The 2,009-nt window shown below is 51.4% G+C and carries 2 protein-coding genes and 1 pseudogene; 1 reads left to right on the top strand and 2 read right to left on the bottom strand.

Annotation, left to right across the window (positions count from 1 at the left end; genetic code table 11):
• Window positions 1–105: pseudogene (locus ACTHUT_RS19075) on the bottom strand (IS481 family transposase); the annotation flags it as partial.
• 212 nt (window positions 106–317) lie between these two features.
• On the opposite strand from ACTHUT_RS19075, the gene ACTHUT_RS19070 reads away from it, so the two are divergent.
• Entirely contained in the window at window positions 318–647 is a 330-nt protein-coding gene (locus ACTHUT_RS19070) for a hypothetical protein (RefSeq protein ID WP_250600246.1), read from the top strand.
• Window positions 648–898: 251 nt separating this feature from the next.
• Here ACTHUT_RS19070 and ACTHUT_RS19065 read toward each other — a convergent pair.
• Window positions 899–2,009 (bottom strand): diflavin oxidoreductase (locus ACTHUT_RS19065; protein WP_440419421.1); only part of this gene is annotated, 1,111 nt, incomplete at its 5' end.

Raw genomic sequence — 2,009 nt, 5'->3', positions numbered from 1 at the left:
GTAGCGGCGTGCCAGGGAGGTGACGCTTTCCTTCCCCTGCGTGTAGGCCAGCCAAATGGCTTGGCGGTGGTGCGGGGTGAGACGGGTGTTTTTGTGCATGTTCATGTTTCAGTATTCTCCTGGAAATGCTGTAAACAACGCTACTAGTTTCTACAGCTTATGCTTATGAGCTGGACGGACGAACCATGCCTGCGGATCGAAACAAATTTCAGACTTTTTTAAATAAGGTCTGTGCGCTGGATACGGATAAGCAGATTTATGCTTTGGTGTGAAAGGAATTTTCGGGTGCGATTCGATCTTTATTGGGCAATCGCTATGTGTTTCAGGAATTTTGGGATTTCCATAACGGCTATATTTCTGAAGCCGCTTATTTGGAATGCTTTGAAAAAGAGCAGCGTAAAGTAAATGCGGCTTTGGCCGCGCAGGATACGGCAACGGTCTTGTTTGTGTTGTTTGACAGGCTTTACACTTTGCGTAATCAGATGGTGCATGGCGGTGCGACTTATAATAGTAGCGCCAATCGCGAACAATTAAAGGATGCCTGTAAGATTTTGGGCAGTGTTTTGCCGGTAATGCTGTCGATTATTCAGAAAAATGCTGATAAGGATTGGGGCAAGCCGTTTTATCTGTTTGTGAAGGAAGATTGATATGGCAGTTAAACCCCGCCAAGATGTTTATTGGACTTGTCTGTCTTGCGGTTGGCAGCGTGAGGCATCTAAGGGATCGGATATGTTGTTGCCCAAGCCTGGACAATGTGGCAAATGTGGAAGTCAAAATTTGGAACTAAAACGAGGTAATATGTTGTCAGGTTTATTTAAGATGTTTTCGGGAAAACGATAAAGATTAAAAGGCCGTCTGAAATTTAGCTTTCAGACGGCCTTTATTTTTGTTTATCCAATCAATAAACGTCGCGTTGGTAGCGTTTGTCTTCGCGCAGGTCGTTGAGGTAGTCCTCGGCTTCGTCGCGGCTGAGTTTGCCTTGGGTTTCGATGACTTCGATCAGGGCGTTTTCGACATCACGCGCCATGCGTGCGGCGTCGCCGCAGACGTAGATGTGTGCGCCTTGCTGCAGCCAGTTCCAAACTTCGGCGGAGTGTTCGGCGATTTTGTGTTGGACGTAGACTTTGTGTTCGCCTTGGCGGCTCCATGCGAGGTCGGCGCGGGTGAGGAGGCCGTCTTTACGCCATTCGCTCCATTCGAGTTGGTAGAGAAAGTCGTCGGCCAGGCGTTGGTTGCCGAAGAAGAGCCAGTTTTTGCCGCTGTCGCCATTGGCAGTACGTTGTTGCATAAAGGAGCGGAAGGGGGCGACACCTGTGCCTGCGCCGATCATGATGATGGGGGTGTCGCCGTTTTGGGGCAGGCGGAAGTTGGGGTTGGGTTCGACAAAGACGCGGATTTCGCTGCCTTCTTCGAGACGTTCACCCAAGTAGCCGGATGCTGCGCCGGTGTAGGTGTGGTCGTGGTGGTTGAAACGGACGACGCCTACGGTAAGGTGGACTTCTTCGCCGACTTCGCCTTGTGCGGAGGCGATAGAGTAAAGGCGCGGAGTTTGTGGGCGGAAGAGTTGGAACAGGGTTTGCGCGTCTATTGAGTGCGAATGGGCGGCAAATACACCGACGGGCGGTGTGGTGGCGAGATAGGCGTCCAGTTGGGCTTTATCTGCGGCTATGGTTTTGAGTTCTTCGTTGTTTGTTAATTCGGCGTATTGTTGGACGAAGGCGGGTGTGTTTTGGGTAATGTCTGCGAATTCGGTCAGGGCGGTGCGGATGTCGGTTTCGCAGCCGTCTGAAAATTGGACGGTTTCGCTGCCGGTCAGTTGGTTGAGGTCGAGGATTTCTTGAACGAGGTCGGCGGCATTCAGCGGCCATACGCCGAGTGCGTCGCCTGCCTGATAATACAAACCTGAGCCGCTGAGGTCGATTTCGATGTGTTCGACGTCTTTTTCTGCGGTGCGGGAGGTGATTTTTTGGCGCACGTAGAGGGTGGCTGTGTAGGGGTTTTCTTTGGTG

The organism is Neisseria sp. P0022.S010, assembly GCF_051956635.1.
This window is presented reverse-complemented; position numbering and strand designations above follow the sequence as displayed.